This window comes from Nocardia sp. 852002-51101_SCH5132738, from assembly GCF_001665695.1.
Lineage (GTDB): Bacteria > Actinomycetota > Actinomycetes > Mycobacteriales > Mycobacteriaceae > Nocardia > Nocardia nova.
This window is the reverse complement of the sequence record NZ_LZML01000058.1, coordinates 40,122-64,160: the sequence shown is the minus strand read 5'-3', so window position 1 is coordinate 64,160 and position 24,039 is coordinate 40,122. Positions and strand designations below refer to the sequence as shown.

The following is a 24,039-nucleotide window of genomic DNA, read 5'->3' as shown; positions in this document are numbered from 1 at the left end:
GCCCGGAGTCAGCAGTAGGATCGGGGCGCCACCACCCCGCCGCCGACCGACGGAGTGACGTTTGCTCGCCATCCTGCTAGCCCATGCTTGTGCCGCCCTGCTCGCACCGCTCGCTGTGCGCGTATGGGGAAGGCGCGGGTTCTACCCGATCGCCCTGGCGCCGCTGGCCGGGCTGGTATGGGTCATCGCGAACTGGAACAGCGACGCCGAGGTCCGGATCGCCTGGGCGCCGGAGATCCACATGAATCTGGATCTGCGTCTGGACAGCCTCGCCTCCATCATGTCGGTGCTGGTCCTGGGCGTGGGCGCGCTGGTTTTGGCCTATTGCGCCGAATATTTCGACGACGACGACCGAGCCCGCCTGGGTATCTTCGCCGGCTATCTGGTGGCCTTCGCCGGGGCCATGTTCGGGCTCGTCGTCAGCGACAACATGCTGGTGCTGTTCACCTTCTGGGAGCTCACCACGGTGCTGTCGTTCCTGCTGGTGGGCCATCACGCCGAACAGAGCACCGGCCGTCGCGCGGCGCTGCAGGCGCTGCTGGTCACGGCCGCGGGCGGCTTGGCGATGCTGGTCGGCCTGGTGCTGCTCGGGCAGCGCTGCGACAGCTATCTGCTCTCCGATGTGGTGGCGCGGGCCGATCCGCACGACTGGTCGACCAATGTCGCGGTGGTGCTGATCCTGATCGGCGCGTTGAGCAAATCGGCGATCGTGCCACTGCACTTCTGGCTGCCCGGCGCAATGATCGCACCCACCCCGGTGAGCGCCTATCTGCACGCCGCCGCGATGGTGAAGGCCGGTATCTACCTGGTGGCGCGACTCGCCCCGGGCCTGTCCGAGGCACCGGTGTGGCATCCGATCGTGCTGACCCTCGGCATCCTGTCGATGCTGCTCGCCGGTCTGCGATCGCTGCAGGTCTACGACCTGAAACTGGTGCTCGCCTTCGGCACCGTGAGCCAGCTCGGATTCCTGCTGGTCCTGGTCGGCACCGGCACCCCGGAGGCGGCGCTGGCCGGTGCGGCGTTGCTGGTCGCGCACGCGCTGTTCAAGGGATGTCTGTTCATGGTGGTCGGCATCGTCGATCACAGCGCCGGCACCCGCGATCTGCGCCGGCTCTCCGGCATCGGGCGGCGCGCGCCGGTCCTGTGCGCGGTCGCGGCGCTCGCCGCGTTGAGCATGGCCGCGATTCCGCCGCTGCTCGGATTCGTCGGAAAGGAAAGCGCTTTCGCCGCCGAACTCGACGCGGGCAATCTGAACCCACCGGTTCGGATCGCCGTCGCGATCGGCATCGTGCTCGGGTCGATGTTCACCGTCGGCTACAGCGCGCGCATGGTCTGGGGCGCGTTCGGTACGAAACGCGCCTCCGAGGGTGTGCCGGAGCCGGAGCCGCCCTGGCATCCCCCGAGTGCGCTGTTCGTGGCGCCGCCGGCCGTGCTGGCCGTGGCCTCTCTGGCCGCGGGTCTCGCCTCGCCCTGGATGGACCGGCTGCTCTCGCCCTACGCCCGCACCCTCGGGCCGCTGGAGGCGCATCTGGGGTTGTGGCACGGCTGGGGCACCCCGCTCACCCTCACCCTGATCGCCATCGCCTGCGGTCTGGTGCTGTTCGAGATCCGCGACCGGATCGGCGAATCGGTGAATCCGCGCCTCGGCAACGCCGACCGGGTCTACGACGCCGTACTGCGCGCGATGGATCAGCTGTCGCTGCGGATGACCGGTGCCACCCAGCGTGGTTCGCTGCCGCTGAATCAGGGGCTGATCCTGATCACGGTCGTGGCGTTGCCGTTGGTCCTGTTGTTCATCGGCGCGCGTTCGCGCATCTCCGTGCGGGCGTGGGATTCCTCACTACAGCTGGTGATCGCGTTGGTGATGGCCGCGATGGCTCTGGGCGCCACCATCATGCGCAACCGCCTCGCCAGCGTGCTGCTCGTCGGGGTCACCGGCTACGGCTGCGGTGTGATCTTCGCCCTGCACGGCGCGCCGGATCTCGCCCTCACCCAGTTCCTGGTCGAGACATTGACGTTGGTGATCTTCGTGCTGGTGCTGCGGAAGTTCTCCGCCGAGATCGAACCCAGCCGCACCGCAGCCCTCAAGGTGCGCCGCGCCATCCTGTCCGCGGCGGTCGGAGCGGCGGTGGTGATCGTGGCGGCCTTCGCCACCGCGGCCCGCAGCACCGAACCGATCTGGCATCGAATCCCGCCCGCCGCATACAGTTTCGGCGGCGGAAAGAACGCGGTGAACGTGCTGCTCGTCGACATCCGGGCGTGGGACACCCTCGGCGAGATCTCGGTGCTGGTGGTCGCGGCCACCGGTGTCGCCTCGCTGATGTTCCGCAGCCGCCGGTTCGGCACCCTGCCGCGCGTCTCCGACGCCCCCGGCTACACCCCCGACCCGGATCGGGCCTACTGGTTGCGCGCCAGTCCGCTCGTCGCCCCGCGGGACCGGTCGATGGTGATGGCGATGACCACCCGGATGCTGTTCCCGACCATGATGGTGCTGTCGGCGTATTTCTTCTTCGCCGGCCACAATGCGCCGGGCGGCGGCTTCGCGGGCGGTCTCACCGCCGGATTGGCCCTGGTCATGCGCTATCTCGCCGGTGGCCGCTACGAGCTGGCCGAGGCGCTGCCGGTCGACGCCGGACATGTGCTGGGCGCCGGACTGGTGCTGTCGGCGGGCACCGCGACCGGATCGCTGCTGCTGGGCGCGCCACCGCTGTCCTCGGCCATCATCGAGGTCACCCTGCCGGTGCTCGGACATGTCAAATTCGTCACCGCGATGCTGTTCGACCTGGGCGTGTACCTGATCGTGGTGGGTCTGGTCCTGGACGTGCTGCGCAGCCTCGGCGCCCGCCTCGATATCGAATTCCTGGACGGCACAACGTCTTCGACGAAGGGAGGGATGCGATGAGCGCGAATATCACCATGCTGGCCCTGATCGGGATCATGGTCGCCTGCGGGGTGTATCTGGTGCTCGAACGCGCGGTGTCGAAGATGCTGCTGGGGCTGATCCTGTTCGGCAATGCGGTGAACCTGCTGATCCTCACCATGAGCGGACCGGACGGACGGCCGCCGATCCTCGGTGAATCGGACCGGCGCCATCACGACCCGGCCGATCCGCTCGCGCAGGCGATGATTCTCACCTCGATCGTCATCACGATGGGTTTGGCGGCATTCGTTCTCGCCCTGGCCTATCGGGCCTTCGCGCTGACCACCACGGAACAGGTCGAGGACGACCCCGAGGACGTGAAGGTCGCCGCGCAGCGCGAGGGCGAGGATCCCGAACAATGAGCCTGTCCCCCGGTCTGCTCCCCGCCCTTTGCCCGCTCCCGGTGCTGATCCCGCTGCTCACCGCGGCCGCGACCCTGATCGTCGGTCGCAAAGCGCGCGTGCAGCAGGCGATTTCGATCGCGGCGCTGACGGTGGTGGTCGCGATCTCCGGGGTGCTGCTGTATCTGGCCGACCGCGACGGTATGGGTGCGGTGCAGGTCGGCCGCTGGGAGACGCCGATCGGCATCACACTGGTGGTCGACCGGCTCTCGGCGGGCATGCTGCTGGTGTCGTCGATCGTGCTGCTCGCGGTGTTGATCTTCGCGGTCGGGCAGGGTATCAGCGACGGCACCGAACGCCAACCCACCTCGATCTTCCAGCCGACGTATCTGATTCTGAGCGCGGGTGTTTCGCTCGCCTTCCTGGCCGGTGACCTGTTCAATCTGTTCGTCGGATTCGAGGTGTTGCTGGCCGCGTCGTTCGTCCTGCTCACGCTGGGCGCGAGCGCCGACCGGGTCCGGGCCGGGGTGTCGTATGTGATGGTGTCGATGGTGTCGTCGCTGATCTTCCTCACCGGCATCGCACTGGCGTACGCGGCGACGGGCACCCTGAATCTGGCCGACATGTCGCTGCGGATGGGCACGGTGCCGCTGGGCGTGCGCAGCGCGATCTGCGCGGTGCTGCTGGTGGCGTTCGGCATCAAGGCCGCGGTGTTCCCGCTGTCGAACTGGTTGCCGGATTCGTATCCGACCGCCCCCGCACCCGTCACCGCGGTCTTCGCGGGTCTGCTGACGAAAGTCGGTGTGTACGCCATCATCCGGGTGCACGCGTTGCTGCTGCCGGCCGGCACCTTCGACAACGTGCTGCTGGTGTGCGGTCTGCTCACCATGGTGATCGGCATCCTGGGTGCGATCGCGCAGAGCGATATCAAACGTCTGCTGTCGTTCACCCTGGTCAGCCATATCGGCTATCTGATGTTCGGGGTGGGGCTGGGTTCGGTCGGCGGCACCACCGGCACGGTTTTCTATGTGGTGCACCACATTCTGGTCCAGACCACCCTGTTCCTGGTGGTGGGCCTGATCGAGCGGCAGGCCGGGTCGGCGTCGCTGAGCCGATTGGGCGGATTGCTGGCGGCGAGTCCGGCGCTGGCCCTGCTGTTCGGCATTCCGGCGCTCAATCTCGGTGGTATTCCGCCGTTCTCCGGATATATCGGCAAGGTGCGGCTGTTGCAGGCGGGCGCCGCCGACGGGAGCGTGCTGGCCTGGATGCTGATCGCCGGCGCGGTGACGACCAGCCTGCTCACGCTGTACGTCATGGCGCGGGTGTGGAGCAAAGCGTTCTGGCGCCCGCGCGTACAGGCCCCGGAGGGTGAACTGGCCGATGCCGCCCCCTCGGCGCTGATCGACGAATCCACCGATGTGCTGTTCGACGACCGCGTCGACCCCGGCCGCATGCCCCGGCTGATGGTGGCCCCGACGGCGGCGTTGATCGTGGTCGCGCTCGCGCTGACGGTATTCGCCGGGCCGATTCTGGGCATCTGCCAACGCGCGGCCGAAGATCTCAACGATCCGCACCGATATCTGGGCACCGTGCTCGGCCCGCCGGAGACGTGGCAGTCGGGAGGAAACCGATGACGCGGGAACGACTGGTTCGCATCGGCGTGCTGATCTGGCTGGCCGTCCTCTACACCGCGCTGTGGGGTAATGCCAGTGTCGCCAATCTGCTCGCCGGGCTGGTGGTCGGCATCCTGATCATGGTGCTGCTGCCGCTGCCCCGGGTTCCGGTCAACGGCGGGCTGCGGGTGTTGCCACTGATCGAATTGGTCGTACTCACCGCCTATTACGCGATCGAATCCAGTCTTCAGATCGCGTGGTTCGCGGTGCGGCCCGCCGGTGCGCCGGTCTCGGGGGTGCTGCGGGTGCGACTCGCGATCGACTCGGATCTGGTGATGGTGCTGTGCGCCGATGTGCTCAATCTGATTCCCGGCACGATGGTGCTGGAACTGGATCGGGTGGCCGGGGTCGCGTGGGTGCACGTACTCGATGTCGGCAGCGACGACGCGGTCGAGAAGTTCTACTACATCACCCGCCGGTTGGAAGGCCTGCTGATCAGGTCCTTCGAAGGCAACAAACAGGAGGCGGCGTGAGCGACCATCGCGTAGCGGCTCGCGCCGCCGACCGGGTGCGGGTGTCCCGCAAATTACAGGAGGCAGGTTCATGACCTTTGTCGCGATCGTGGCGGGCATACTCCTGGCGACCGCCGCGGCTTTCACTTCCTTCCGGGTGCTGGCCGGTCCCGGCACCCTGGACCGGGTCGTCGGCATCGATTCGCTGGTCGGCATCGCCGCGGCGGGGTTGGCGGTGTGGGCCGCCTACAGCGACGACACCACGGTGGTGCCGGGCATCGTCGCGCTGTCGCTGGTCGGCTTCCTGGGATCAGCAGCGGTTACGCGTTTCCGGGTGCGGGACGACAAATGAGCGGCATCTTCCATACCGCGCTGATCTGGTTGTCGTACGCGACCATCCTGCTCGGGGCGTTCCTCGCCGCCACCGCCGCGGTCGCGATCGTGCGCTTCCCCGACACCCTCTCGCGCATGCACGCGGCGACGAAACCTCAAGTCGTCGGCCTGGTTCTGATTCTGATCGGTTCGGCGATCCAGCTGCGCGGCCATCCCAACGTCTGGATGTTGGTGCTCGTCGGCCTGTTCACGCTGGTCACCGCGCCGGCTATCGCGCACCTGGTCGGCCGGACGGCCTATCGGGAACAGCGCCACCGCGACGGCCTGCTGCTGATCAACGAGATGGGTGACGAGGACCTCCCCGACGATTGACCGCACCCGCTACACCGCGACCGGTTCGGGCACCTCCGCGGCCGTGCGCGCGAACCAGGTGCGATAGAACGCCGACGCGAATCCGGCGAACAGACCGAGCGCGATGATCCCCGCGGGCAGCGGATATTCGGCCATCCACACCGCCAGATACCGGTAGGCGAGCAGCAATCCGATCAGCAGCGTGAATCCGGCGGCGACCAGCAGTGCGCGCGCCCGGTCCCAGCCGCGCTCGGGGGCGCGCAGCACCGATTCGACGGTCAGGGCCAGCACCGAACCCGCGAGCAGGTCGGCGCCGTAGTGATAGCCGAAACCCAGAGTGGCCGACAGCGTCGCGAGCAACCAGAACGTCCCGGCCCAGCGCACCCAGCGGGGTGCGGGCGCACCGTCGTTGTCGCGGCGGGTGTGCAGGAAAACCGCAGTCGCCCAGGCGGTGTGCATGGAGGGCATGCAGTTGCGCGGCGTGTAGCGGTCGAACGGCATGGGCTTCGGGTGGTAGTCGGTCGGTGGCACCACGTGCGGCCAATAGTCGCCGGCCTGCAGACCGTGCCCATCGGGTCCGTAGGCGAACATCGGCCCGACCACCGGGAATATCAGGTAGATCACCGGGCCCACCAGGCCCAGCACCAGGAAGGTGCGCACCAGATAGTGCCGGGGCCACACCCCGGTGCGCACCACCTTGCGCAGCTGCCAGACCGCCACCACCATCGCGGCCACCGGCAATTCGATGTAGACCCAATGCAATACGCCGTAGACCACCGGGCCCAGGGCGTCGATCACCCGGCCCATCACCCATGCGGGCTCACCGAAGGCGTGATCGGCCAGCACCAGATAGCGGTCGCGGACCTCCGGCCCGGCCACCACCGTGAAGTGCAGCCACACGTCACCGACCTTGGTGGCGATGATCAGCAGCGATCCCAGCGCCGCCGCGTGCAGGGCGTTGCGTTTGGGCACACCCTCCCAGCCGAGCCAGGCGATCAGCACCACCGCGGTGAGGGCGATGACCGCACCGTTGCCGATGGTCAGCGGGCCGCCGAGAGACACCCGGATCGACGCACAGACGGCATCGACGATCACCGCCACGCCCACGGTGATGAACCGCCACCGCCACGACAACCCGACCAGCGCCAGCGCCAGCCCCGCCCACGGCACGGAGACCGATTTGGGTGTCCCGGCGAAATCCTCCCAGAGGCTGTGCAGCGGGCCCTCGAAGTTGTTGCGCACGGCCACAATCTGCAACACGACCAGCAGCGCCGGCACCGCGGTGACCAGCACCCAGGCCGCGTGGTGCGGCGACAGGTTCCGGAACCGTCCACGGCGAGCGTCACCGAAGCCGGAACGCGGATCATCGAGCAGCACCCGATCATCGTAAACAGGCGATGAACGCCGCCCCTCGCACAGCGGAAACGTCGGCGACGGATGTGATCTTCGCCATTGTCGCGACGGGCCCGGCCGCGACAACCTTTCCGTAAGCGATCACCAGGGGCGCGCTGCCAGAGTTCGAGCCATGTTCACTTGGTATGTCGCACTGCTCGCGATCAGTGGGATCGTCATGATCGCCATGGCGTCGGTGAAGCAGGGGCAGAGCAGCGCGTCACGATCCTTCAACGGCATCTTCGGCGGCATCTTCCTCGGCTACGCCTTCTACCTCGCCTTTCTCTTCGACGGCGGCTCGTACCTGATCTTCTTTCACGCCTTCATCGTTCCGGTGACGATGGTGGTGAACTTCTTCCGCAACCGCACGCCCCGCCCGAAGCTCACCGACACCCAGAAGGCCTGGCGCGAATTCCACCGCTGACCGAAATCGGGCCAGACTGCACGCATGGGTGAATACATCGACGCGGGCGGGTTGCGGACCTACTACGAGGTGCACGGGGACGGTGAGCCAGTGGTGTTGTTGCACGGTGGGCTCGGGACGGCCGAATCGTGGGGACAGCAGGTGGACGAGCTGGCTCGGCACTATCGGGTGTACGTGCCGGAGCGGCGCGGACACGGCAGGACCGCCGATGTGCCCGGGCCGATCACCTATGCGGCGATGGCCGAGGATACGGCCGCCTGGCTGGACGCCATGGCGCTACGCGGTGCCCATCTGATCGGGTGGAGCGACGGGGGCGCGGTAGCGGCGCTGGTTGCCATCGCGCGGCCGGAGCTGGTCGGCAAATTGGTGGTGATCGGCCAGTATTTGTCGCTGGACGGCGAGTGGCCGTCGTCGCGGGCGGCACTGGACGATCTTGCCGAGGATGCCGGCACCCGTGCCATGTTCGAAGGATTGCACGCACCGCTGTCGCCGGACGGCCCGGACCACTTCCCCGTCGTCTACGACAAGATCATGCGAATGTGGCGCGAGGAGCCGGAGATTCCCCTCGGCGACATCGCCCGCATCACCGCACCGACACTCTTCCTGCAGGGTGACGGCGATTGGGTGCGAGTCGAGCACAGCGCACTGCTCGCCCGCACGGTCGCCGATGCGCAGCTGGCCGTCGTTCCCGGCACGTCGCACGCGCTACCGCTGGAAAAGCCCGAGCTGGTGAACCGGTTGCTGCTCGACTTTCTCGCCGACGAGCAGGTCGCCCGCTTCCTGCCGGTCGGACACGAATAGCTGCTGTCCCGAAAGGTGCTGTCGAGGAAGCGATTCGAGGCCACTGGTTGGTCAGCGTCGGGCGGATACCAGGTCGGGAGCGAACGAATTCAGCCCCATCCCTTTGTATTTCGAGACCAGCTTGCGATAGCGGCGCCGGTTGCGCGCCAAGGCGGTATCGGTCACCGCGGCCGGCAGCGCGTGGTAGGCCAGGCGCAGTACCGTTGCGAGGGCGCGGAATTCGCGCTCCTGCCGCGGAGTCCACGGGTACGGCATGAGCTCGCGCACCTGGGGATGCATGATCCCGCAACCCAGCACGATGATCACGTGCCGGATGAACGGCGCGACCATCCGCCACAGCGGCTCGGCGAGCGGCGGCAGGAAGTCCGGCCGCGGCGCCGCGTCGATCGCGCCGGTGGCCGCGGTCAGCGTGGGAGTGCGCCGCAATTGCTCGGCGACCACGCGGTTGTAGTGCTCGACCATCTCGCGGTAGTCGGCGAGCGGCACGGACCGGCCGGGAAGGTGCAGCGGCGCGGTGCTCGCCCGGAAGGCGTCCCAGATCGCCTGGTCGTCGGCGGCCGTCGGCCGATCGCCGGTGACCGTCCGATACGCGTGGTACTGAACGAAGAAGGCGGAGTAGAGGATCCAGTTCCACGATTCCGGCGCCAGCGCCGAATACCGCACGCCGTCGGCGCCGACTCCCTTCACATCGCGATGCAGTCGCAAGAGCCGCTCGGCCTCGGCCAGCCGGTCGGCCTCCTCCGCCTGGTACAGGATCTGATCGGCCGCCGCGGTACGCCGCGCGCGCCCCCACGGCTCGTCGCGAACCCGGCCGGTGACCTCCAGCGCGGCCGAGACGGCGGGCAGCATGGTCTGGTCGTACAGGCCGACACCGAAGAGTCCGAGGAAAACCGACCCGGCCACCCGCTCGAACCGTCGCACCGCGGCCGCCGACGCATCGGCGTGTGCGCGAGTCGTCGCGGCATCACCGGCCGAGCGCGCCGGCTCCCGCGTCGGCGTCTCATGAGACACGGGGCAGGACATCACAGAACTCCCTTGTTCCGATTAGTGTGGTGCCACGCGGCACCACAAATGATTCTGGTGTCAGAGTGCACCAAAAGAGGGCGGTGGTCAAGATCATGAATGCGGATGCGGAGTCCCGAGGTCGCGCCGTGCGCGCCTACGGCGGGATCAGCGCGGCCGAACGCCGGGAACGGCGGCGCACCGCCCTGCTCGACGCGGCATTGGACCTGCTCGCAGAGGGCGGCGCGAATGCGGTGACCAAGCGCGCGGTCTGCGCCCGTGCCCGCCTGAACGACCGGTACTTCTACGAACATTTCGCCGATCGCGACGTCCTGGTCCAGGCCCTGGCCGGGCAGCTCACCGCCGACGGCATCGCGGCCGTGATCTCGGCCACGCTGGCCGCGGGACCGGATCTGCACGAACAGGTCCGTGCCGCCGCCGACGCCGCGCTCGGATTCCTCGCCGCGGACCCGCGACGCCAAGCGCTGGTGCTGGCATCCCATTCCGATGCCGCATTGCAGAGCGGCCGGCTCAGCACTCAGCGCGATATCGCGGCCGCCATGGCCGCGTTGGTGCGGGAACTACGCCCGCCCGACCCGGCCGCCGCCCCGCTCGACCTGGATATGACCGCCTACGCCGTCGTCAGCGGCACGCTGGAACTGGTAGCGGCGTGGATTCGTGGCGAATTCCGCGCCACCCGTACCCATCTCACCGAATTGATCGCCGCCCTGCTGCTGGCCGGCACCGCCATCACCCCGGCCGCGCCGGAGGACCGCTGACTCAGCTGTTCAATTCCTTGACCAGCGCGTCCACCACCGCGACCAGATCGCCCTGCGCGGCCGCCGCCACTCGTCGCTGCCGCTGATACGACGCCCCGCGTTCGACGATATCGGGCACCCGCGCGAGCTCGTTCTCACACTGCAGCAGTTTCGCGGTGGGCTGCAACCGATCCAGCAGATCCATCAGATCGTCGGTGACCAGCCGCTCGTTGCTGTCGGAGTCGGTGATGATGATCGCGTCCAGGCCGTACCGCGCTGCGCGCCACTTGTTCTCCTGCACATGCCACGGCGGCAGGGTGGGCATGGTCTCCCCCGCCTCCACCCTGCGATCCAGATCCACGATCAGGCAGTGGATCAGGGCGACGAGCGCGGAAAGTTCGAAGCGACTGGGGATGCCGTCGCAGACGCGGACCTCGATGGTCCCCCATTTCGGCGCGGGGCGGATATCCCAGTGCATCCCGCCGAGTTGTTCGAACACACCGGTTTTCATCTGGTCGTGCACGAAAGACTCGAACTGCGACCAGTTCTCGAACTGGAACGGCAAGCCGGCGGTCGGCAGCTGCTGGAACATCAGCGCGCGATTGCTCGCGTACCCGGTATCGATGCCGGCCCACATCGGTGAGGACGCCGACAGCGCCAGCAGATGCGGATACGAGAGCAGCAGCGTGTTGAGAATCGGAAAGACCTTCTCCGGGTGCGAGACTCCCACGTGCACGTGCACGCCCCAGATCAGCATCTGGCGGCCCCACCACTGGGTGCGGCTGATCAGCTCGTCGTAATGCTCGGAGCGAGTCAGCTGTTGCGTCGACCACTGGGCGAACGGATGGGTGCCCGCGCAGAACAGGTCCACACCGACGCGGTCGGCGGCCGCGCGCACGGTGTCCATCGTGGCGTGCATCTCGTCGACCACCTCGCCGACGGTGTCGTGGACACCGCTGACGAGTTCGACCGTATTCTTCAGCAGTTCCTTGGTGACATGCGGCGGGCCGTTGGGCGCCCGCAGATCACCGACCTGATCGAAGACCGCGGCGGCCGTATTGGAGAGATTGCGCGTCTGCTTGTCGACGAGCGCGATCTCCCATTCGACGCCCAGCGTCGGGCGGGGCGAGCCGTTCCAGGGAACCGTTCGAGAGCCAGCCCAACCCATGACGAATCCGCTCTTACCCGATGACGCCGCAGGCGACCCGGCCGCCCGCGTCGCCGGTTGCCAGAGTCTCGGCATCGGGTCCGGGCGCGCCACCGTTGGCCTGCAGGTAGCGGTTCGGGATGTTGCCGAAGTTGTCGGCGCCGGCGTGGATCATCAGCGCCTTGCCCTTGACCTGGTCCAGCGTCACGGAGTCGGTGGTGGTCACCAGCTTCGCGGTGCCGTCCTTACCGACCTCGAGCGAGGTCAGATCGCCGCTGGAGGGATGGGCGTTCGACTCGCCCACCTGGAGGTGGCCACCGGCGGAGAGGAAGTTGCCCGGCGCGCCGCCGGACGGGGCGGTGGAGTTGGGCTCGCACTTGCCGTTCTGGTGGATGTGCAGGCCGTGGAAGCCCGGCTGCAGGCCGTGCGCGTCGACGGTGATCTGCAGCTTGTCGCCGGACTTGGCGATGGTGGCGGTGCCGACCTGCGCGCCGGAGGGGTCCTTCAACTGCACCGAGACCGAATCGCCGGAGGGCGGGTTCTGCTCGGCGCCGGTGCCGGAGTTCTCCGCCGGACCGGCGCTACCGGTCCATACCGGCGGGGTGGTCCCCTTGACGTCGCTCGACTCCTGGCTGTTGCTGCACGCGACCAGGCCGAAAGCCGCGATCGCCAGCATCGGGGTCACAGTCCGCCAGGAGGGGCGACGGGTTGCGGAGGGGGCCATCGGAGAACTCCTTTACGAGTACCGAGTTTACGAGTAGTGCTGGTTGAACAGATTCCTTACCGGACAAGATCTTGCCAGAGCCGTTATGCACCGCACTGGTGGGGCTCGGTTGGGTTCTAGTTACCGGTGACGATGACGATGACGCCCGGCGGCGAGTCCGCGATTCCGGCGAAACGCGGCTCGGCCGATACTCCCAGTTCATTCGCGATCGCCTGGGCGGTTTCCCGTTCGTGCGGGGAATTTCCGTAATAGACAGTTGTTTTCGCGATCACACCGCCGGGATAGTTGCCGGTCTCGGTGACGTCGAAGCCCGACGCGGTGAGCTGGCTCCCGGTGCGGGAGGCCAGGCCGGCGACGGTGCTGTTGTTCAGCACCCGGACCGGGACGGTCTTGTCCACACCGGCCGTCGTGCTGGTCGCCGCCGCGGTGGTCGTGGTGAGCGTGCTCGTCGGCGCCGCGGTGGTCGTGGCCGCCGTCGTGGTGGCGGCGGCGCGGGTGGTGGTGACCGGCGCGGCCGTCGTTTCGGTGTCCGACGAGGTCTCCGCAGCAGCGGAATCGGAACTCGAGTTCGACAGCGCCATCGCGCCGAGGCCCGCGAAGACGATGGCCAGCGCGATCAGCACCATCGCGAGTGCTCGCAGCGGCGGTCCACCGGAGGGCGGATTCGGGTTGCTCACGGTGTCGACCCTAGTCGCAGGGATGAGCGTGCGCGCGCATCGGACATCGGCCGATCAGACCTGAAAGCCCAGCCGCCGCGCCGCCCGCGATTTCTGCCGGCTGGCCCGCAACCGGCGCAGCCGTTTCACCAGCATCGGATCGGCGGCCAGCGCCTCGGGCTTGTCGACGACGGCGTTGAGGACCTGGTAGTAACGGGTGGCGGACATGGCGAACAGCTCCCGGATGGCTTCTTCCTTGGCACCGGCGTACTTCCACCACTTGCGCTCGAAATCGAGGATGTCGAGTTCGCGACGGGTGAGACCGTCGACCGCGGCCCCCTCGGGGGCGCCCTCGACCACCGCGCCGGAGGCGCCTTCGACCGCCGCGCCGGAGGCGCCTTCGACCACTGCCACGATCTCTTCGCTCGCGGAGCTGTCCTCGCTTGCGGATAGATTCCGGGCCGCTGCGCTGTCCATATCGCTCCCTCGCCGAATCAACAACGGACGACAGTCGTCGTCATTCAACCACGCGGCACACCCGTTCACCGAGGCGTCGTACGGCGTGTCGGGCCGTACACGCGGCGCCGCGTAAAGTGTGCCACCATGGCGATTCTCCCGATCCGCATCGTCGGCGATCCGGTGCTGCACAACCCGACCCGGCAGGTGTCGCAGTCGCCGGACGAGCTCGCCGGCCTGATCGCGGACATGTACGAAACCCTCGATGCCGCCAACGGAGTCGGGCTGGCCGCCAATCAGGTCGGTGAATCGCTGCGCCTGTTCGTCTACGACTGCCCCGACGTGCAGCCCGACGGTTCGGTGCAGCGGCGGCGCGGCGCGGTGATCAACCCGGTGCTGGAAACCTCCGAGATCCCCGAAACCATGCCCGATCCCGACGACGACGAGGAGGGCTGCCTCTCCGTTCCGGGTGAGCAGTTCCCCACCGGCCGCGCCGACTGGGCGCGGGTCACCGGCACCGACGAACACGGCGAGCCGGTCACCATCGAGGGCAAGGGTTTCTTCGCCCGCATGCTCCAGCACGAGGTCGGCCACCTCGACGGCTTCCTCTATGTGGATGTGCTGATCGGCCGCAACGCCCGCGCCGCGAAGAAGGCGATCAAGCGCAACGGCTGGGGCACACCGGGTCTGAGCTGGGTGCCGGGCGAGGTGCCGGATCCGTTCGGGCATGACGACTGACCGTCCCGATATCCCGCTCGGGCGCCGCGTGGTGGTGCGGTACCGCCTGCCCGAGGGTTATCCGCAGCAGTTCACGGATGTGATCGGCGAACTCGTCGCACCGGATCCGGTGCGGGTCCGCACCGCCGACGGCACCACGGTAACCATCGCACCCGATCGGGTGGTGGCGATGAAAGCATTGGGGCCGCGCCCGATCCGGATCGGTGAGATCCGCGCGCTGGAAGCGGCGGCGATCGACGGGTGGCCCGGACTCGAGCGGGCCTGGTTCGACGGCTGGTTGTGCAGTGCCGGCAACGGATACAGCCATCGCGCGAATTCCGCTGTGCCACTGGGCGAATCCGGTCGCAACGCCGCCCTCGACATGCGCACGCTGCAACGCATCGGCGAGTGGTACACCGAACACGGTCTGCCGCTGCAGCTTCGGCTCCCCGACCGCCTGGCGCCGGTGCCGCCGGGCTGGCGCACCTGGGGCGAGACGAGGGTGCTCGGCATCGATATCGCCACTTTCGTACTGCCGCAGGGTCCGTCGATGGTCCGCATCGACGAGCGGCCGCACCCGGCCTGGCTGGAACTGCACCGGCACCGCGGGGAGGACACCGTCGACGTGGCCGCGCCGCTGCCCGATACCGACGTGCTCACCGCGGTCCGCGACGGTGAACTCGGTTTCGCCGCGCTGGGCCTGCCGACTCCGCTGGCGATCGGCCGCGGCGCCCTGACCACCGCCCCCGACGGCCGACACTGGATCGGCCTGAGTTGTCTCGCGGTCGCCGCACCCCACCGCCGCCACGGCCTGGGCACCCTCGTCTGCGCCGAACTGATCAACTGGGGCTACAAACGCGGCGCCACCCACGCCTACGTCCAGGTGGAGGTGAACAACGACGCCGCCCTCGCGATGTACCGGGAGATGGGCTTCGTCGACCATCACACCTACCGCTACGCCGCTCCGGACCCCGACGCGGGCCGCCACCGCCGCGAGTGAACCCGCCGACTAACCTCGTTTCATGCGGTTGGCCACCTGGAATGTGAATTCGATTCGATCCCGAGTGGATCGGGTCGTGTCGTGGCTGGACCGCGCCGATATCGATGTGCTGGCCATCCAGGAAACCAAATGCCGCGACGACCAGTTCCCGGCCGAGCGGTTCGAAGAGGCCGGCTACGAGGTCGTGCACACCGGCTTCAGTCAGTGGAACGGGGTGGCGATCGCCTCCCGGGTGGGCATCGACGAGGTCGAGGTCACCTTCCCCGGCCAGCCCGGATTCGACAAGGACGCCGGGGCCTCGCTGATCAGCGCGCCGGTGGTGGAGGCACGGGCGATCGGCGCCACCTGCGGTGGCGTCCGGGTGTGGAGTTTGTACGTACCCAACGGGCGCACACTGACCGATCCGCACTACACCTACAAGCTGGAATGGCTTGCGGCCCTGCGTGATTCCGGCGCGGCCTGGTTGGGGGCCGACCCGTCGGCGCAGATCGCGCTGTGCGGCGACTGGAATATCGCACCCACCGACGACGACGTGTGGTCGCCGGAATTCTTCGCGCACAAGACGCACACCTCGGCGCCGGAGCGAGCCGCGTTCGACGCCGTCGTGGCGGCGGGATTCACCGATGTGATGCGCCCGTTCGCCCCCGGTCCAGGTGTCTACACCTACTGGGACTACACCCAGCTGCGCTTTCCGCGCAAGGAGGGCATGCGCATCGATTTCGTCCTCGCCTCACCCGCGCTGAGCGCCCGCGCCGTCGATGCCGGGGTCGATCGCGAGGAACGAAAGGGTAAGGGCGCCAGCGATCATGCGCCCGTGGTGGTCGAATTCTCGGACTCTCCGGCGCTTTCGGAGCGGCCGGGACCGGAGGTCAGCTCTGCCGGGTCTTGATGGCGTCGTGGGAGATGTAGACGTCGTAACTGCCGGGCATCGCGATCACCGCGTTGCCGTAGGCCGAGCGGATGAACGGTTCGGTGTACCAGCTGTGCTCGCGCATATCGGTGAAGAAGTCTCCGTCGCCGCCATTGAGCATGGTCTGGTGCTGACTCACCGCGGCACCGTCGAGCCGCTGACCGTAGAGCCGGGTCACCTTGTAGCCGGAATGGAATCCGAGCGCGTTGACCCACGGCTCCAATTCCACGATATCGGCCTGTAGCACCCACAGATCACCCTCGATCCGATAGGTCTGATGCGTCTCGTCGTGATGGCCGTCGCCGTAGAGGGTGAGCTCGATATCGAGGGTATGGTCTTTGCCCGCAACGCTTTTCGCGACGACGTGCGCGGCCTTCACCTCACCGGTCAGCCCGAGGTAGGTCTGCAGCAGGGTCACCGCCCACAGCAGGACGACCGCCACCAGCAGCACCACCAGCCCACTCGCGCCGCGCCCGATATGGCTGCGCCAGCCCGCCTTCCGGGCGCGCAGGACGGCCGTGACCAGCATCGCGATCGCGACGACGAAGAGCACCGCCAGCAATGCCTGGATCCAGCCGAAGGCCATCGGGAACACCATGCCGACAGTTGTACCCGCATTCGGGTACCGCACGCGGGCGAGTCGGACACGAATACGCCACGGCCGGCCGGGATTTCCCGGCCGGCCGTGTGCGCGGTGTGGGCTTCGAGCCTAGAAGGCGCCCTCCTCCAGCTGCATGATGTCGGTATCGAGGTTTTCCACCACGGCCCGCACACCACTCAGCAGCGGTAGCTGGTTCTTGGCGAACCACGATGCGACGCCGACCTTTCCGGCGTAGAACAGCCGATCCTTCTCCGCCGGCTGTCCCGCCAGCGCGGCCTGCGCGACCTGCGCCTGGGCCAGCAGCCGCCAGCCGATGACGAGATCGCCCACGGCGTGCAGGAAGCGCACGGAACCGAGTCCGACCTTGTAGATCTCCTCCGGCGTCTGCGCCGCGGCCACCAGATAGCCGGTGAGCGCGGTCGCCATCGCCTGCACATCCGCGAGCGCGGCGCCCAGCAGCGTCTTCTCCGCCTTCAGGGTGTCGGGCTCGCTCTCGACGAACTGCTGCACCAGTCCGGCGACATGGGCGAGCGCCACGCCCTTGTCGCGAACGATCTTGCGGAAGAAGAAGTCCTGCGCCTGGATCGCGGTCGTACCCTCGTACAGCGAGTCGATCTTCACGTCGCGGATGTACTGCTCGATCGGGTAGTCCTGCAGATATCCCGAGCCACCGAAGGTCTGCAGCGACTCGGTGAGGGTTTCGTACGCCCGTTCCGAGGCGACGCCCTTGACGATCGGCAGCAGCAGGTCGTTGACCCGCGCCGCGGTATCGGGGTCGGCGCCGAAATTCGCCTGTGCCACATCGTCGTTCTGATACGACGCGCAATACAGATACAGCGCCCGCAGGCCCTCGGCATAGGACTTCTGCAGCGCCAGGCTGCGCCGGACGTCCGGGTGGTGGGTGATGGTGACGCGCGGAGCGGTCTTGTCGGCCATCTGGGTCAGATCGGCGCCCTGCACGCGAGACTTCGCGTACTCCAGCGCGTTCAGGTATCCGGTGGACAGGGTTCCCGCCGACAGCACGCCGACCATCATGCGAGCGTTCTCGATGACCTTGAACATCTGGGCGATGCCGTTGTGCACGTCGCCGACCAGGTAACCGATCGCGGGCTTGTCGCCACCGTAGGTCAGCTCACAGGTCGGCGAGGACTTGATGCCCATCTTGTGTTCGAGGTTGGTCACCAGCACGCCGTTGCGCTCGCCCAATTCCATTGTCTGCGAATCGAACAGGTACTTCGGCACCACGAACAGCGACAGGCCCTTGGTACCCGGGCCGGCGCCCTCGGGCCGCGCCAGGGTGAGGTGGAAGATGTTGTCGGCGGTGTCGCCGACGTCACCACCGGAGATGAAGCGCTTCACCCCTTCGATGTGCCAGGTCCCGTCGGGCTGCGAAACGGCCTTGGTGCGGCCCATGCCGACATCGGATCCGGCGTCGGGTTCGGTGAGGACCATCGTTCCGCCCCAGCGGTTTTCCCAGGCGTGCTCGGCCCACCGCCGCTGTTCCTCGGTGCCCTCGCGGTACAGCACCTGGTGCATGAGCGGGCCCATATTGAAGAAGCTGGCCGAATTGTTCGCCGCCACAAGCATTTCCTGGATGGCCCAGATCAGCGGCGACGGGGCGTCGACACCGCCCATGTCCTCGGGCATACCCAGTCCGGACCAGCCGGCCTCGTTGACCGCCGCGACCGTCTTGCGCAGCGGGTCCGGCACTATGACCTCGTGCTCGGCCGCGTCGAACGAGATCGGATTGCGATCGGCGTCGACGAACGACTCGGCTACCGGCCCCTCCGCCAACCGCTGCACCTCGGTGAGCATTCCGCGTGCGGTTTCGGTATCCAGATCGCCGTACGCGCCGGCCTCCAGCAGCGCACCGATTCCCAACACCTCGAACAAGTTGAACTCGATATCCCGAAGGTTCGCCTTGTAGTGCGACACGCTCAGGGCCTCCTCGCCATCGTCGATTGTTCTCCGTCGGAGGTTGCCGTACCCGCGTTCACTTACGCAACCGTAACCGGCCGAGACTAGAGAATTCGGGGTAACTTATGCGGGCGGACCAGTCCATCCGCGATTCACTTTTCCCAATCGCGCCCCGCCTCGCGGCAATTTGCTCGGAATGTGCTCGCATTCGATATCTCGATCGGCATCCCCGATCGGCGGAGACCCGCCCGCGCGGCTGCCCTCCGCCGGTGCGATGCGACCGGCATAACCGCCCTCTACCACTGCTATCTTGTTCGCCATGGCTTCGGAATCCGCGGTACGACCGCGTCAACGGGCCCAGCATCTCGGCCCCGAACGCCGCCGCCCGCAGGTTCTGGATGCGGCGCTGCGCATCGCGGCGGACGAGGGGATCGCGGCCGTCACCATCGCCGCCGTGGCCGAACGCCTGACCGTGACCCGGCCGGTGGTCTACGCCTGCTTCGCCGATCGCGTCGAACTCATCAACGCCCTCATCCAGCGTGAGGAGGGGCTGCTGCTGGCCGGCATCATGGACGCCCTGCCGCCGCGCCGGGTGGAGGCCGACGAAGAGGTCTTCGTCGAGGGGTTCCGCGCCCTGCTGGAGACGGTCTCCAAACGCCCCGACACCTGGAAACTGCTGCACGGCAATCCCGATCCGGCGGTGGCGAGTTCGTTCGGACGTGGGCGCAGCTTCGCGGTCGAGCGCTGCACCCGCCGGTTGCGGCCCACGCTGGAGGCGTGGGGAACCGTCGACGCGGAACGCAAACTGCCCGCACTGGTCGAGTTGTGGGTTTCGGCCGGTGAGGGCGCGGTGCGAACGCTGGTGACCGAGGGCGACAAGTGGACCCCGCAGGATCTGGGCGCCTTCGTGGGCGCGGCGGTCTACCGGGCGCTGCGCTCGGCCTGAGAGCTGTCGCGAAACCGCCGCTCGACTGGTATTTCTGCCGGCCGAAGTTCGCACTCTCCGGCAATCGGTCTAGCTAAAATGGAAATCGGCGTCCATTCGACCAGCGACCCGGCGGGAGAGCGGTATGGCGTTCTATCGGCAACTGGGATTCCTACCGGCGAAGCGGCACACCCAGCATCGTGACGAACGGGGGCAGCTGCTCTACGAGGAGCTGATGGGCGAGGAAGGCTTCTCCGGCGACTCGTCGCTGCTGTATCACCGCGGCCTGCCGCCGGCGATCGTCGACTCCTCGGTCTGGCGGCCGCCGAATCCCCGGACCGTGCCGAACCATCCGCTGCGGCACCGGCACCTGCGGCTGCACGAACTGTTCCCCGAGTCCGTACTCGCGCAGACCGACGTCGTGACGGGCCGCCGCCTGATCCTCGGCAACGACGACGTGCGCATCTCCTATGTGGCGGCGCTGCGCGAATCCCCCTTGTACCGCAACGCGATCGGTGACGAGCTGGTCTACGTCGAATCCGGATCGGGCGTGGTGGATACCGTTTTCGGGCGGCTGCCGGTGCACGCCGGCGATCACGTGCTGCTGCCGCGGGCGACCACGCATCGCTGGCGGCCGCAGGGCCCGGAACCGCTGCGCGGCTACATCATCGAGGCGACCGGACATATCACCGCACCGAAGCGGTATCTGTCCGCAAGCGGCCAGTTCCTGGAGAATTCGCCGTACTGCGAGCGGGATCTGCACGGTCCCGCCGAGCCGCTCCAGGAGTCCGGCACCGAGGTCGAGGTTCTGGTGAAACATCGGCCCGGCGCCGAAATACTCGGCACCCGAATGGTGTACGCCCATCATCCGTTCGACGTGGTGGGCTGGGACGGCTGCCTGTACCCGTACACCTTCGATATCGCCGATTTCGAGCCGATCACCGGCCGGATTCATCAGCCGCCACCGGTGCACCAGGCCTTCGCGGGGACGAACTTCGTGATCTGCGATTTCGTACCCCGCAAGGTCGACTACCACCCGCTGTCGATTCCGGTGCCCTACTACCACTCCAACGTCGACTCCGACGAGATCCTGTTCTACTGCGGCGGAAACTACGAGGCGCGGCGCGGTTCCGGTATCGGACCGGGATCGGTCTCGGTGCATCCGGGCGGATATGCGCACGGTCCGCAGCCGGGCGCCTACGAGCGCAGTATCGGCGTGGACTATTTCGACGAGCTGGCGGTGATGGTCGACACCTTCCGCCCGCTGGGGCTCGGCGAGGGCGCCCTGGCCTGCGAGGACCCGGATTACGCGTGGACCTGGTCGGGCCGCGGGCCGAGTTCGGAGCGGGCGTGAACGCCACGGTCCGGCTGGAGGTGTCCGACGATGCCCCGTTCGGGCCGGACAACCTGCCCTACGGGGTGTTCGCGCCGCCCGGCGGCGATTTCCGAGTCGGCGCCCGGATCGGCTCGGATGTCGTGGATCTTTCTGTGTTGCTGGATGATTCGACGTTCGCGCGACCCGATCTGAACGCTTTCCTGGCCCAGGGGCCACGGCGTTGGCACACGGTGCGCGAACGGCTGCGGGAGGCGGTGCGCGGGCCACTGCCCGCGGCGGTGATCCATCCGCTCGCGTCGGTGCGATCGAAGCTCCCGATCGCGATCGGCGACTATGTGGACTTCTACGCGAGTATCGACCACGCCACCCGGCTCGGGCGGTTCCTGCGTCCCGGCGGCGAACCGCTGCTGCCGAATTGGCGACACCTGCCGGTGGGTTATCACGGGCGCGCGGGCAGCGTGGTGGTCTCGGGCACCCCGGTGATCCGGCCCTGCGGACAGCGCCGGACCAGCTCGGGCGCAACGGAATTCGCGCCGTCCGCACGGCTGGACATCGAGGCGGAACTCGGCTTCGTCGTCGGCGCCGGTTCCGAGCTCGGGACATCGATCGCGGTGGACGCGTTCCCCGATCATGTTTTCGGCGTGGCGCTGGTCAACGACTGGTCGGCCCGCGACATACAGGCCTGGGAGGGACAGCCGCTCGGCCCGTTCCTCGGCAAATCGTTCGCCACCTCGCTGGCGGCGTGGATCACGCCGCTCGCCGCGCTGGAATCCGCCCGGATCGCGCTGCCGGAACAAACCCCGGAACCGCTTCCCTATCTACGGGGACAACAGGATTGGGGATTCGACATCGACGTGCGCGTGCACTGGAACGGCGTCCCGGTGAGTGCGCCGCCGTATCGGGCGATGTACTGGTCGGGGGCGCAGATGCTGGCCCATCTGACGGCCAACGGCGCCGGCACCCGGCCCGGCGACCTGTTCGCCTCCGGCACCATCTCGGGTCCCCGCCGGGATCAGAGCGGATCGTTCATCGAACTCTCCGGCAACGGCGCCGAACCCGTCGACGTCGGCGGCTCCGAGCGGACCTTCCTCGCCGACGGGGATACGGTCCTGCTGACCGCGACGGCCCCTGGCCCCGGCGGCTCACCTATGGCGTTGGGTGAGGTCAGCGGCCGGATCCTGCCCTCTCGCCGCTGATCGGCGGGGTGTCACCCTCCTGGCAGACACAACCGATAATTGTGCAGCGCGACTACAATGTGAGAGACGTCACAGCACGGAGCGCGTCTTCCCCAACCGTTCGGTGCGGTGAACACCATCGGCAGCGTGGCTTACGAGGAGCAGCTATGCGCGAATACAGCCTGCCGGCCCTACAGGAAGTTCCCCCCGGCGCCACCCTCGGCGACCTTGTTCACCGCAACGCCGAAAAGTATCCCGACGTCGCGGTCATCGCTCGAAAACGCGACTCCCGATGGGAGGATCTGACCGCGGTCGAATTCCTCGCCGAGGTGCGAGCGGCGGCCAAGGGCCTGATCGCCAGTGGTATCGAGCCGGGCGATCGGGTGGCGATCATGTCCCGCACCCGGTACGAGTGGACACTGCTCGATTTCGCCATCTGGTGCGCCGCGGCCGTCACCGTTCCGGTGTACGAGACGTCCTCCGCCGAACAGGTGCAATGGATACTCTCCGATTCCGGAGCCGTCGCGGTGATCACGGAAACCGCCGCGCACACGGCCGTCGTGGGCAAGGTGCAGGAACAGGTGCCCGATCTCGCGCACATCTGGGAGATCGAGGCGGACGCCGTCGCCACCCTCGTGCGAACCGGCGCCGATGTCACCGACGCCGCGCTGGACGAACGGCGCTCCGCGATCGCCGGGGACTCTCTCGCGACCATCGTCTACACCTCCGGCACCACCGGCCGGCCCAAGGGATGCCGGATCACCCACGGCAACTTCCTCGGCGAACTGAGCAACGCGACCGCCCGCCTGCCGCAACTGTTCCGCACGGGCGAGTCGTCGGTCCTGCTGTTTCTGCCGCTGGCCCATGTGTTCGGGCGGATCGTCGAGGTGGCCGCCGCGCTCGTGCCGATCAAGATCGGTCATGTCGGCGACGTCAAGAACGTCACCGACGAGCTGGGCACCTTCCGGCCGACGCTGATTCTCGGCGTACCGCGGGTGTTCGAGAAGGTCTTCAACACGGCGCGCACGCAGGCGCAGTTGACGCATCGGGGCCGGATCTTCGACATCGCCGCGGATACGGCGATCGCCTACAGCCGCGCCTTGGATGCCGACCACGTCCCGCTGGGGCTGCGATTACGCCATCAGCTGTTCGACCGTTTGGTGTATCGCAAGCTGCGAGCCGCGCTCGGTGGCCGGGCCACGCACGCCCTCTCCGGCGGTGCTCCACTCGGCGAACGCCTGGGGCACTTCTTCCGCGGCGTCGGCTTCACGGTGCTGGAGGGTTACGGGCTCACCGAAACCTCCGGAATCGCCACCTTCAACCCGGACGACCGGCCGAAGATCGGAACCGTCGGCCAGCCGGTGCCGGGCACGACGGTTCGCATAGATGAAGACGGCGAGATCCTGCTGCGAGGTCCCCAGATGTTCCCCGGCTACTGGAACAACCCCGTGGCCACCGCGAACACCTTCCGCGACGACTGGTTCGCCACCGGCGACATCGGCTCACTCGACGACGAGGGCTACCTGGCCATCACCGGCCGCAAGAAAGAACTCATCGTGACGGCCGGCGGCAAGAACGTCGCCCCGGCGGTGATCGAAGACCGCATTCGAGCCCACGCCATCGTCGGCGAAGTCGTGGTCGTCGGCGACGCCAAACCTTTCGTCACCTGTCTGGTCACCGTCGACAGCGAGCACTTCCCGATCTGGAAGCAGCTGCACGGCAAACCCTCCGAGGCCACCCTCGAAGACCTCGATTCCGACCCGGAGCTGCTGAGCGCGATCCAGGCCGCCGTCGACGACGGCAACGCGGCCGTATCCCGAGCCGAGGCGGTCCGGAAGTTCAGGCTGCTGCGCACCGAATTCACCGAGGCCAACGGCTATCTCACCCCGTCCCTCAAACTCAAGCGCAACGTGGTCCTACGCGACTTCGCCGACGAAATCGAGGCACTGTATTCGACGTAGCAGGGCCGGTTCGACTACCGAGTCCGATTCAGGGGCCGATCGCGGGGGCAGTGACGCGCCCCACGGT

At 67.7% G+C, this 24,039-nt stretch carries 24 protein-coding genes; 16 read left to right on the top strand and 8 right to left on the bottom strand.

Annotation, left to right across the window (positions count from 1 at the left end; translation table 11 throughout):
• Nucleotides 1-61: 61 nt before the first annotated feature.
• The 6 genes from A5789_RS08660 to mnhG all read left to right on the top strand — a co-directional run bounded on the left by A5789_RS08660 (nucleotide 62) and on the right by mnhG (nucleotide 6,091).
• A complete protein-coding gene (locus A5789_RS08660) occupies nucleotides 62-2,902 on the top strand; it encodes a Na+/H+ antiporter subunit A (protein ID WP_082940559.1) in 2,841 nt (946 codons plus the stop codon).
• Nucleotides 2,899-3,282, top strand: a complete 384-nt coding sequence (locus A5789_RS08655) for a Na(+)/H(+) antiporter subunit C (protein WP_063015225.1) — start codon at nucleotides 2,899-2,901, stop codon at nucleotides 3,280-3,282. The genes A5789_RS08660 and A5789_RS08655 overlap by 4 nt, the downstream gene beginning before the upstream one ends.
• Nucleotides 3,279-4,895 carry a Na+/H+ antiporter subunit D gene (locus tag A5789_RS08650; RefSeq protein ID WP_064905579.1) on the top strand — a complete coding sequence of 539 codons (1,617 nt, stop codon included), beginning with the start codon at nucleotides 3,279-3,281 and terminating at the stop codon, nucleotides 4,893-4,895. The genes A5789_RS08655 and A5789_RS08650 overlap by 4 nt, the downstream gene beginning before the upstream one ends.
• On the top strand, nucleotides 4,892-5,407 hold the full coding sequence (locus A5789_RS08645; RefSeq protein WP_030516577.1) for a Na+/H+ antiporter subunit E: 516 nt from the start codon (nucleotides 4,892-4,894) through the stop codon (nucleotides 5,405-5,407). The genes A5789_RS08650 and A5789_RS08645 overlap by 4 nt, the downstream gene beginning before the upstream one ends.
• Before the next feature lie 70 nt (nucleotides 5,408-5,477).
• Nucleotides 5,478-5,738 carry a monovalent cation/H+ antiporter complex subunit F gene (locus tag A5789_RS08640; protein WP_063015226.1) on the top strand — a complete coding sequence of 87 codons (261 nt, stop codon included), beginning with the start codon at nucleotides 5,478-5,480 and terminating at the stop codon, nucleotides 5,736-5,738.
• Nucleotides 5,735-6,091, top strand: coding sequence for a monovalent cation/H(+) antiporter subunit G (mnhG, locus tag A5789_RS08635; RefSeq protein ID WP_030516579.1), 357 nt, complete (start codon nucleotides 5,735-5,737; stop codon nucleotides 6,089-6,091). Before A5789_RS08640 ends, mnhG begins: the two co-directional genes overlap by 4 nt.
• Before the next feature lie 9 nt (nucleotides 6,092-6,100).
• Here the strand turns inward: mnhG and A5789_RS08630 are convergent, their stop codons facing one another.
• A complete protein-coding gene (locus tag A5789_RS08630; protein WP_227463083.1) occupies nucleotides 6,101-7,387 on the bottom strand; it encodes a phosphatase PAP2 family protein in 1,287 nt (428 codons plus the stop codon).
• A 208-nt stretch (nucleotides 7,388-7,595) separates the two neighbouring features.
• Between A5789_RS08630 and A5789_RS08625 the strand changes: the two genes are divergently transcribed.
• Together A5789_RS08625 and A5789_RS08620 are read left to right on the top strand one after the other, a co-directional pair.
• Nucleotides 7,596-7,886: a hypothetical protein gene (locus A5789_RS08625; RefSeq protein WP_030516580.1), complete on the top strand. Its 291-nt coding sequence runs from the start codon at nucleotides 7,596-7,598 to the stop codon at nucleotides 7,884-7,886.
• A gap of 24 nt (nucleotides 7,887-7,910) precedes the next feature.
• Complete coding sequence (locus A5789_RS08620) at nucleotides 7,911-8,687, top strand: alpha/beta fold hydrolase (protein WP_063015227.1); 777 nt, start codon at nucleotides 7,911-7,913, stop codon at nucleotides 8,685-8,687.
• Between the two features lie 51 nt (nucleotides 8,688-8,738).
• On the opposite strand, the gene A5789_RS08615 is transcribed toward A5789_RS08620, so the two are convergent.
• Nucleotides 8,739-9,710: an oxygenase MpaB family protein gene (locus A5789_RS08615; RefSeq protein WP_064903852.1), complete on the bottom strand. Its 972-nt coding sequence runs from the start codon at nucleotides 9,708-9,710 to the stop codon at nucleotides 8,739-8,741.
• A gap of 83 nt (nucleotides 9,711-9,793) precedes the next feature.
• Here A5789_RS08615 and A5789_RS08610 point away from each other — a divergent pair, with 83 nt between their 5' ends.
• Entirely contained in the window at nucleotides 9,794-10,468 is a 675-nt protein-coding gene (locus A5789_RS08610; RefSeq protein WP_082940557.1) for a TetR/AcrR family transcriptional regulator, read from the top strand.
• Between the two features lies 1 nt (nucleotide 10,469).
• Here the strand turns inward: A5789_RS08610 and A5789_RS08605 are convergent, their stop codons facing one another.
• The 4 genes from A5789_RS08605 to A5789_RS08590 form a co-directional block, all read right to left on the bottom strand.
• The gene (locus tag A5789_RS08605; RefSeq protein WP_064903854.1) at nucleotides 10,470-11,615 is read right to left on the bottom strand and encodes a glutamate--cysteine ligase; all 1,146 of its coding nucleotides are present in this window, start codon (nucleotides 11,613-11,615) and stop codon (nucleotides 10,470-10,472) included.
• A 13-nt stretch (nucleotides 11,616-11,628) separates the two neighbouring features.
• Nucleotides 11,629-12,318: a superoxide dismutase family protein gene (locus A5789_RS08600; protein ID WP_030516585.1), complete on the bottom strand. Its 690-nt coding sequence runs from the start codon at nucleotides 12,316-12,318 to the stop codon at nucleotides 11,629-11,631.
• 116 nt (nucleotides 12,319-12,434) lie between these two features.
• Nucleotides 12,435-12,995 (bottom strand): LytR C-terminal domain-containing protein, encoded by a 561-nt coding sequence (locus tag A5789_RS08595; protein WP_064903856.1) that lies wholly within the window; start codon nucleotides 12,993-12,995, stop codon nucleotides 12,435-12,437.
• Nucleotides 12,996-13,049: 54 nt separating this feature from the next.
• Nucleotides 13,050-13,451: a DUF3263 domain-containing protein gene (locus A5789_RS08590; protein WP_064903858.1), complete on the bottom strand. Its 402-nt coding sequence runs from the start codon at nucleotides 13,449-13,451 to the stop codon at nucleotides 13,050-13,052.
• 126 nt (nucleotides 13,452-13,577) lie between these two features.
• Between A5789_RS08590 and A5789_RS08585 the strand changes: the two genes are divergently transcribed.
• From A5789_RS08585 to A5789_RS08575, 3 genes are read left to right on the top strand one after another with little or no spacing between them, the layout of a single operon-like run.
• Entirely contained in the window at nucleotides 13,578-14,168 is a 591-nt protein-coding gene (locus A5789_RS08585; protein ID WP_063015231.1) for a peptide deformylase, read from the top strand.
• A complete protein-coding gene (locus A5789_RS08580) occupies nucleotides 14,158-15,147 on the top strand; it encodes a GNAT family N-acetyltransferase (RefSeq protein ID WP_064903860.1) in 990 nt (329 codons plus the stop codon). The genes A5789_RS08585 and A5789_RS08580 overlap by 11 nt, the downstream gene beginning before the upstream one ends.
• Before the next feature lie 22 nt (nucleotides 15,148-15,169).
• Complete coding sequence (locus tag A5789_RS08575) at nucleotides 15,170-16,036, top strand: exodeoxyribonuclease III (RefSeq protein ID WP_063015233.1); 867 nt, start codon at nucleotides 15,170-15,172, stop codon at nucleotides 16,034-16,036.
• On the opposite strand, the gene A5789_RS08570 is transcribed toward A5789_RS08575, so the two are convergent.
• Together A5789_RS08570 and A5789_RS08565 are read right to left on the bottom strand one after the other, a co-directional pair.
• Nucleotides 16,017-16,655, bottom strand: coding sequence for a hypothetical protein (locus tag A5789_RS08570; RefSeq protein ID WP_063015234.1), 639 nt, complete (start codon nucleotides 16,653-16,655; stop codon nucleotides 16,017-16,019). The genes A5789_RS08575 and A5789_RS08570 overlap by 20 nt on opposite strands.
• Nucleotides 16,656-16,766: 111 nt before the next feature.
• Nucleotides 16,767-18,593, bottom strand: coding sequence for an acyl-CoA dehydrogenase (locus A5789_RS08565; RefSeq protein ID WP_064902973.1), 1,827 nt, complete (start codon nucleotides 18,591-18,593; stop codon nucleotides 16,767-16,769).
• Nucleotides 18,594-18,894: 301 nt separating this feature from the next.
• Between A5789_RS08565 and A5789_RS08560 the strand changes: the two genes are divergently transcribed.
• The 4 genes from A5789_RS08560 to A5789_RS08545 all read left to right on the top strand — a co-directional run bounded on the left by A5789_RS08560 (nucleotide 18,895) and on the right by A5789_RS08545 (nucleotide 23,972).
• The gene (locus A5789_RS08560; protein ID WP_030516593.1) at nucleotides 18,895-19,521 is read left to right on the top strand and encodes a TetR/AcrR family transcriptional regulator; all 627 of its coding nucleotides are present in this window, start codon (nucleotides 18,895-18,897) and stop codon (nucleotides 19,519-19,521) included.
• 124 nt (nucleotides 19,522-19,645) lie between these two features.
• Complete coding sequence (locus A5789_RS08555; RefSeq protein ID WP_063015236.1) at nucleotides 19,646-20,854, top strand: homogentisate 1,2-dioxygenase; 1,209 nt, start codon at nucleotides 19,646-19,648, stop codon at nucleotides 20,852-20,854.
• The gene (locus tag A5789_RS08550) at nucleotides 20,851-22,032 is read left to right on the top strand and encodes a fumarylacetoacetate hydrolase family protein (RefSeq protein ID WP_227463081.1); all 1,182 of its coding nucleotides are present in this window, start codon (nucleotides 20,851-20,853) and stop codon (nucleotides 22,030-22,032) included. Before A5789_RS08555 ends, A5789_RS08550 begins: the two co-directional genes overlap by 4 nt.
• 146 nt (nucleotides 22,033-22,178) lie before the next feature.
• Nucleotides 22,179-23,972 (top strand): long-chain fatty acid--CoA ligase, encoded by a 1,794-nt coding sequence (locus tag A5789_RS08545; RefSeq protein ID WP_064902975.1) that lies wholly within the window; start codon nucleotides 22,179-22,181, stop codon nucleotides 23,970-23,972.
• The last annotated feature ends 67 nt before the right edge of the window (nucleotides 23,973-24,039 follow it).